Origin of the sequence: Globicatella sanguinis NBRC 15551 (genome assembly GCF_001552295.1) — a bacterium.
In the GTDB taxonomy this organism is placed as follows: Bacteria; Bacillota; Bacilli; order Lactobacillales; family Aerococcaceae; genus Globicatella; species Globicatella sanguinis.
Window position 1 is genome coordinate 1 of the sequence record NZ_BCQX01000105.1, and the last position, 8,093, is coordinate 8,093.

5 protein-coding genes are annotated in these 8,093 nt (G+C 35.9%); 4 read left to right on the forward strand and 1 reads right to left on the reverse strand.

The features are described from left to right. Nucleotides 1-69: 69 nt before the first annotated feature. Complete coding sequence (gene gorA / locus GSA01S_RS08290) at nucleotides 70-1,416, reverse strand: glutathione-disulfide reductase (protein ID WP_066126549.1); 1,347 nt, start codon at nucleotides 1,414-1,416, stop codon at nucleotides 70-72. A gap of 138 nt (nucleotides 1,417-1,554) precedes the next feature. On the opposite strand from gorA, the gene GSA01S_RS08295 reads away from it, so the two are divergent. The 4 genes from GSA01S_RS08295 (at nucleotide 1,555) to GSA01S_RS08310 (ending at nucleotide 7,824) form a co-directional block, all read left to right on the forward strand. After that, nucleotides 1,555-2,934, forward strand: coding sequence for an MATE family efflux transporter (locus GSA01S_RS08295; protein WP_066126551.1), 1,380 nt, complete (start codon nucleotides 1,555-1,557; stop codon nucleotides 2,932-2,934). A 101-nt stretch (nucleotides 2,935-3,035) separates the two neighbouring features. Beyond that, entirely contained in the window at nucleotides 3,036-3,302 is a 267-nt protein-coding gene (gene rpsP, locus GSA01S_RS08300; RefSeq protein ID WP_066126553.1) for a 30S ribosomal protein S16, read from the forward strand. Nucleotides 3,303-3,448: 146 nt separating this feature from the next. After that, the gene (locus GSA01S_RS08305) at nucleotides 3,449-6,070 is read left to right on the forward strand and encodes a DUF1002 domain-containing protein (RefSeq protein WP_066126555.1); all 2,622 of its coding nucleotides are present in this window, start codon (nucleotides 3,449-3,451) and stop codon (nucleotides 6,068-6,070) included. Between the two features lie 356 nt (nucleotides 6,071-6,426). Continuing rightward, nucleotides 6,427-7,824 (forward strand): DUF5068 domain-containing protein, encoded by a 1,398-nt coding sequence (locus tag GSA01S_RS08310; protein ID WP_066126557.1) that lies wholly within the window; start codon nucleotides 6,427-6,429, stop codon nucleotides 7,822-7,824. Nucleotides 7,825-8,093: the final 269 nt, after the last annotated feature.

Below are 8,093 nucleotides of genomic sequence, written 5' to 3' on the forward strand. Positions count from 1 at the left end.
ATAGTTAAAAATATTAGTTAATACCTTGATGCTACTGAATCCATCCTATTAACTCTCCCTATCAAGATGTTAACGCATCGTCACAAATTCTTCACTACCCGTAGGGTGAATCGCAACGACTGCATCAAATTGTGCTTTAGTAGCCCCCATCTTCATAGCGACACCGAAACCTTGAATCATTTCATCAACGCCTTCACCAATACCATGTAAGCCAATCACTCTTTCTTCTTCACCTACACAAACTAATTTAAAATAACAGGGTTCACGATGCCAAGCAGCACTAGCGTACATTGAGAAGAATTTAGTACGGTAGACTTTAACGGCATCTTTTCCATATTGATCAACTGCTTCCTGTTCAGTTAAACCAATCGTTCCAATAGCTGGATGACTAAAAATAACCGTTGGAATCATGTCATATGAGATGGCAGAAGTTGTCGCATCATTAAATAAATACTCTGATAATTGACGTCCAGCTTTAATAGCTACCGGCGTTAAATCAGCCTTACCGATTACATCACCTATCGCATAAATATTTGGCACGGTTGTTTGATGTCCTTCATCGACTTTAATATGACCCGATGGCAATAATTCAACATCCGTGTTTTCTAAACCTAATTGGTCGGTATTAGGTTGACGACCAATCGCCATAATCACTTTATCAACGGTTAAGATGACTTTATCCCCAACTAAACAATCAATTTTATCCCCATTTTGGCGATATTCCGTTATCGTGGTATTAGGAACTAAAGTAGGACCATTTTGAGCCATCGCTTCTACTAAACTTTCACCAAACATTTGATCAAATTGTCGTAATGGACGGTCATATCTGACTACTAAATGGGATTTGACACCAAGTGAATGTAACGCACCCGCTAATTCAACGGCAATATAGCCGGCACCGATAATTGCCACGGTCTCTGGTAAACTATCCCAATTGAAAAAGTCATCAGAAGTATCTACTAATTCAATCCCTTTGACCTTAGGTAAACTTGGACGACCACCGGTCGCAATCACAATATGTTTCGCTTCAAGTACTTCGCCATTAACTTCCACTTGATTATTATTAAGAAATTTAGCAAACCCTCGGTAAACATCAATGCCATTTTTTTCAAATCGATTGCCATAACCATTACGTGAACGGCTAACATAACCATCACGCGCTTCTAAAAATTTTTGATAATCAAATTGTACATTGTCAGCAGTAAAGCCATATCCTGGTCCATAATGGCGAATGGCCTCATTTACTCTGGCAGCATACCACGTTACCTTTTTGGGCACACATCCCAGATTAACACAAGTCCCACCAACTAAACCACCTTCAATGACTGCAACTTTAGCACCATATTCAGCTGCTCGATTGGCTGCTCCACTGCCGCCACTACCGCCACCGATGGTAATTAAATCATATTGTTTCATATTCATCCCTCTTTCATTCACTATCAAAATAACGATAGCATATTTTAACGATAACTGAAATATTTTTGCCTAAATAAAATTACTTAACAGGTGCAAATAATTCATGAAACTGCTATAATACCGTTTGGTGATAAAAATATGAATAAAACAAAACAAAATATTATGTTGGAAGGCGACATTACCAAAACAATTATTGCCCTTTCAGCCCCTCTGATGTTTAACAATTTAATTCGAACTCTTTATAATTTAACCGATGGTCTCTATGTGGCTCAGCTCTCTTCAGATGACTTTGCTGCTACCGCTTTTGTTTGGCCACTAAATTTCCTATTTATTTCTTTAGGTATGGGAATTGGCGTCGGTGCCACTACTTTAATCGCACAGCGCTTAGGCGCTCGACAATATGAAAAAGCCAATCAATTTGCCCAAAATGCGCTCAACCTCTCTCTAATTATTGGCTTACTCGTTTCGATTATCGGTTATATTTATTCAGCAGACTTTGTTAGCTGGATGGGTGGCACGGGAGAATTCGCGCTTAAAAGTACGACATATTTAAAAATTAATTTCATCGGTCTCTTTTTCGACTTTGGTTATTTTGCCCACCAAGCGATTCTCAACTCTGAGGGAAACAATAAGACTATCACGATTATTAGTACCATCTCCTCCTTGATTAATGTAATTTTAGATCCTATCTTTATTTTTAAAACCATTCCCTTAATTAATTTACCTGGTTTGGATATGGGGATTGCAGGTGCCGCTTGGGCGACAGTCATTTCTAAAATGATTCTTTTAATACTAGCCGCTTATGTGGTTAAACGTCAGTCACAAGTTAAAGTAGGTCTACTAAATCGTGAATACCATTTTCCAATTATTCAAGAATTAACTAAAATTGCGCTCCCTTCAGCCTTAGGTTATAGTGGTGCTGCCATGGGATTTACTGTTTTAAATGGCTTAATCCAATCATATGGGACGGATACTTTAGCAGCTTTCTCGATGGGCAATCGCTTATCTGATTTATTAACACAACCACAAATGGGGATTGGGATGGCTTTAACTTCTTTAATTGGCCAAAATATCGGAGCACAACAATTTGATCGTGCCAAAGCAATCTTTAGACGCACTAATTTTATTATTGGATTCATTTCAATTATTTCTTCATTTGTTATTTATTTCTTTAAACAAGATTTACTATCACTGTTTATTACCGATATGAGTAATCAAAATCTTTGGAATCAAGCCATTGAATATTTGATGTATAGTACGTTCATTATCTTTTTTATGGGATTCTTCTCTTCTTATAATGGGGTCTTCCAAGGGATGGGTAAAACCAATTATTCGATGTTCATGTCAATCGGTCGTCTATGGTTATTTCGCTTACCACTCATCTGGTTATTCAGTAACTTTAGTAATCTTGGTTCAACCGGGATTTGGATTTCAATGCTGTTATCAAATGGTTTAACCGTCTTAATCGCGGCTTTTGTCTACCATAAAATCGATTGGAAACAAATGCAAAAAAATTAATTCAAAAAAACTTGAAGGTGTAAAGGAAAAATACTTTACAGGGTGATAATAATCTGATACAATACATACTTGTGAATGATATTTATGGAGGTGAAATGAACATGGCAGTTAAAATCCGTTTAAAACGTATGGGTGCTAAAAAACAACCATTCTACAGAATCGTTGTTGCAGACTCTCGTTCTCCACGTGATGGTCGTATTATCGAACAAATCGGTACTTACAACCCACTTACAGAGCCAGCTACTTTAGACATTAAAGAAGAATTAGCTTTACAATGGTTAGCTAATGGTGCACAACCATCTGATACCGTTCGTAACTTATTCTCTACAAAAGGTATTATGACAAAATACCACGAATCAAAAAAATAATTGATTAAAAATGGAAGTCTTTTGACTTCTTTTTTTTTTACAAAAAATTCGAAAACGGTTCATATTTTCAAATTTTATTCAAGCCTTTTTCACCCACTCCAAAAAAATTAATGATATAATTAAATCATAAAGAGGAGGAGTTTATTATGAAACTTATGAAAAAAATGACCGTGGTCTTAGCGTTAAGTTCCTTAGCAATTGTCCCAATTAGCTCTAGTGTCATCTCATTAACAGAAGTTCAAGCAACAACCCCAGCCACTGCACCACAACGTGAATTATCATTAGGTGCATCTTTAACCGCACAAGAAGCTGAGCAAACCAAACAACTATTAGGTGCTAATAATTTGCCTATCGATAATACTATTTATGTTGACGGTACTGTCGTTAACCAATATTTACAAGATGGGTCAAATCAAAATACCGGTGTTTTCTCAAGTGCCTTAATTGAAAAATTACCAGAAGGTTCTGGTGTGCAAGTACAAGTCATTACCCCACAAAACATTTTAGTGGTCAAACCAACGACTTATCAGAATGCAGCCATTACTTCAGGTGCCAAAGACGTACTCATTAAAATCGCAACTGTTAAACCGGTAACCGGTGAAGGTGCGTTAGCAGGTGTTTATGCTCTCTTTGAAAAAGCCGGCTTAAAAGTTGATCAAAAATCAATCGTCGTCGCTGAAAAAGAGATTCAATTAGTAGAACAAGCGAAAAAAGAAAATCAAGTAACGGATGTTCAAATCAATAAAATTATTGTTGAAATGAAAACCCAAATTACCAATACAGTGGTAAATAATCAAGAAGTTAACATCGATACTATTGTTCAAACTATTATCAATAACAATCCTGATATTAAGTTATCAAATGAAACCATTGAGTTCTTAAAACAAGTCGCAAAAGATTACTCAGAAACTGAAGCGGCTAAAAATAAAGACACCGTTGATCAATTAGATAAAAGTATTACCGAAGATGCTAATAAGCCATATGCCGTAGACCTAAATCAATTCGGTGGTCATGCAACATTTAAACGTGATGGCGAAGGCATTCCACAAAATATTCAAGTCTCATTATTAGATAAGCGTGTTTATTTCATGGACAGCAAAGCTACTTATGAATTAACAACCGAGAATATTGACACCAAAGAATTGACAGCTATTGCTCAAGATGGCTCAACTCGCCAAGTAAAAGTCAACACCGTTTTAAATTTAAAACCTGTTGCTGATACTGGCGCTAAGGAATCCGAAGATTTATACTTATTCTTCAACAATTCTGGTACGATTTCATTATTAACACCAGATTACAGCGGACAAGCTGGTCAAGAAGGCATGTTAGAATATGTTCTAACTGAAACACCTACTCAAACTGATGTTGAAGAACCTAGTTTAGAAGACTTCCCATATATGGTTGATTTAAATATTTTACAAGATAAAACTTACTTCGTACGTGAAGGTATGAATATTCCTAACGGATTAAACTTAGCTAAAAATGATTTAACCTTAGCTTACGATTATCCGGAACAAGAATCACAAGTATCAAATATTGAAATTACCAATATTCCAACTCAAGACATTCGTGTCTTCTCTGCCGATGGTTCTGGTATTCGCGATATTAAAGTAAATACCGTAATTCGTTCAAAACAAGGTAGCGAAAATCTCTTCCTATTTATTAATAAAGATGGTGGTATCTCATTAGCGACACCAAACTATGCTGGTAATGTTGACGAATCTGAAAAAGACGTTATGTTAGAATACTTAGTGGGTACTCAACCTGAAGCACCTGCTGAAGAATCAACTGAAGCACCTGCTGAAGAATCAACTGAAGCGCCTGCTGAAGAAACAACTGAAGCGCCTGCCGAAGAATCAACTGAAGCACCTGCTGAGGAATCAACTGAGGCGCCTGCTGAAGAAACAACTGAGGCACCTGCTGAAGAAAATACAGATGATTTCCCTTATATGGTTGATTTATCACATATAGCTGGTGAAACACCATTCTTTAATCCAGGAATGAATATTCCAAATAATATTATTATCAATACTGACGCTAACTCTGTAACATTTAAAGCTGCTGATGGTAGCGAACCAGTTGGAACAGCAACCTTTACTAATATTCCAACCAAAGAAATTCGTATTTTTTCACATGATGGATCAGGCATTCGTAATGTCAAAGTCAATACCGTCATTCAAATTGAAGGTATTGAAGGAGATTTCGCAAATGAAATGTACCTATTCCAAAATGCGAACGGTGGTGTCTCACTTGCAACGCCAAATTACGCTGGTAATGTAGAAGAAGCAGATAGAGATGTCATGATTGAATACTTAGTTGGTGAATATGTCCCTGAAAATAATTCTGATAATTCAGGAAATGAGGAAGCTGTTGACCCAAGTCAATATCCATTTATGGTTGATAAGAGTGAAGTATCAAGTGACACTCTCTTTGGAAATGACGGCATGAATATTCCAAACGAAATCACGTTAAATTCATCAGAGGGAACCGTGAGCTTTGTCTACCCTGGTACAGAACCACAAAATGGCGAAATAAAATTTGAGGTTGTCCCAGAAAAAGAAATTCGTGTCAATTCACATGATGGCTCTGGTGTCCGTAATGTTAAAGTCAATACCGTTATCAAAGTATCGGGGCTTGAGGGAGATTTAGCTAAAGACATGTATCTCTTCCATAATGCTCAAGGTGGAATTTCTTTAGCAACACCAAATTATGCTGGTAATACCGATGAAGCAAATCAAGATGTGATGATTGAATACCTCGTTAAATAACCATTTTAATCAATTGCTACCACCTATACAATAATAGTATAACTTAATTTTTAATTAAGAAACTTAAATCAAAAACGACTGGAATTTTCCCATTTCCGGTCGTTTTTATTTTTCTTTTCACAAACGAAAATTGCTTATACAGTATTTAAGTGTTCTATCATCATTGATTCATCATTGATTCTACCACTCTTTTAAAACTATTTTTTATCTAACTTTGTGAAAAATATATAATACTAACAAACTCATTCAATTAAAATTCTTATTATTTTTTTAAACATTTTGAAAGGCTTATCATTTTACTTTGAATTTAAATTTAGCTATGCTTTAAGTAGTTAATATGAGAGGAGAGAATTAGAATGAAAAAATCATTATTAGCTAGTACATTGATATTGTCATTGTTAGCCGGTACTTTTGTACCAACACTTGCCCCTGCTTATGCAGAGGAAACAACAACAGTTTCTGAAGATGAAGCAGAACCTACAGCAGCAGAAACCACAGCAGAAGAAACTACCGTAGCAGAAGAAACAAGTAGCGCAGAAGAATCTTCCGAAAATAATGAAAGTTCTGACGGAGACTCCGATGATACTGATGACAATGAAACAAATAATGAAGAAACACCTGGAAACAATGAAGAACCACCTGCCAATGATGATGAGGCCGAGGATGAAGCTGATGCAGCCGATTGGGAAGCTTTTCAAGCTAAATTACAAGAAATATTAGAAGCTGAAAAAGTAGATGTTTTATATAAAAACTTAAAACCAATCAATTTAACTGAAAATGTTGACGGCATTGATATTATCATCAATGGTTATTACTACTATGAAATAAGTAATTTCGATGTTGACTGGGAATATGTTTTCGGTGATCAAACAGAAAAAGGTGGTGTAATTGTCTATGATATCACCTTAAAAAACACAGGTGATCAAGACCTTTACCCTGTTCCTACCTTCGATACGACGGTGACAGGTAATGAAGATTATATTTCGCATAATAATTCTTTAGTGAAAGAATCTCAATCAATCACTTGGTTATTCCATACCGATAATGAAGGTGTCTTAGAAGCGGGCAAAGAAATTCGTGGTTTCTATCCATTAGCGATTACACCAAATACAATGGAAAAAATTGAAGCCGAAGGTATTGGTCTAATGGAAACACCAACTGTTTATACCTCTGAAGATTTTGAAACTGAGACTTTATTAGCTCGTGGAACTAACATTCGTATTCCATTTACTACTAAAGGTGAAGAAATTGCAGCTGCAGCCGCTGATTTCTATCCTGATGTCTTCACATTAGAAAATTGGGGTAATAAAACGCTCGTTGATGAAGTTGAATTAGGTGAAACCATTGAATCCCAAGGTTTAACTATTACGGTTGATAGTTACCAATTAACAGAATTAGAACCAAATGAAGATTATAAAGATCGCTTTGCTGACTTTGAAGATGGTGCTTATTTATTAACGCTAGCTGTCACCTATGACAACCAAACTAAAAAAGATTTACAGTTAGATTCGGTTTCAGGTACCTTAGTATTAGCTGATATGATTAAATACTATAGCGAAGGCTTATTAGAGCCACGTTTAGAAAATCGTGAATTACCTGCTGGTGAAACAGCCTCACGTTACCACACATTCTTAATGGATGGCAAAACTTATGAGAAATTCGCAGAAGATGATTGGGTATTAGAATTAAAACCTCAAGATACAGATTTTGACCGTTTAGGTGAAAAGGATATTTTCTTCTTTAATCTTAAATAATAGGGTTAAAATAATTTCGGCTTTGGACACGAAATACATTATTTCTTGCCAACACTAGTCAATTAAATACTGAGTAGTTATCAAATGACTTAATAACTACTCAACTCGGGAGTGAGCAAACGTAGGGAAATTCAGATGATTTTCTACTTCTAGCTCACTCTCTTTTTCTGTACCAGTTCGGTACATTCTTCCACTCGCTAAGAAGCGATGGCTATTGTCTATATTTTTTGTAATAATATTAAGTATCATCAAGCACTTTGACTCATTTG

Bases quoted from the DNA above. Each gene is read 5' to 3' on its own strand.
- gorA (WP_066126549.1), bottom strand. From the start codon at position 1,416: ATGAAACAATATGATTTAATTACCATCGGTGGCGGTAGTGGCGGCAGT.
- GSA01S_RS08295 (WP_066126551.1), top strand. From the start codon at position 1,555: ATGAATAAAACAAAACAAAATATTATGTTGGAAGGCGACATTACCAAA.
- rpsP (WP_066126553.1), top strand. From the start codon at position 3,036: ATGGCAGTTAAAATCCGTTTAAAACGTATGGGTGCTAAAAAACAACCA.
- GSA01S_RS08305 (WP_066126555.1), top strand. From the start codon at position 3,449: ATGAAACTTATGAAAAAAATGACCGTGGTCTTAGCGTTAAGTTCCTTA.
- GSA01S_RS08310 (WP_066126557.1), top strand. From the start codon at position 6,427: ATGAAAAAATCATTATTAGCTAGTACATTGATATTGTCATTGTTAGCC.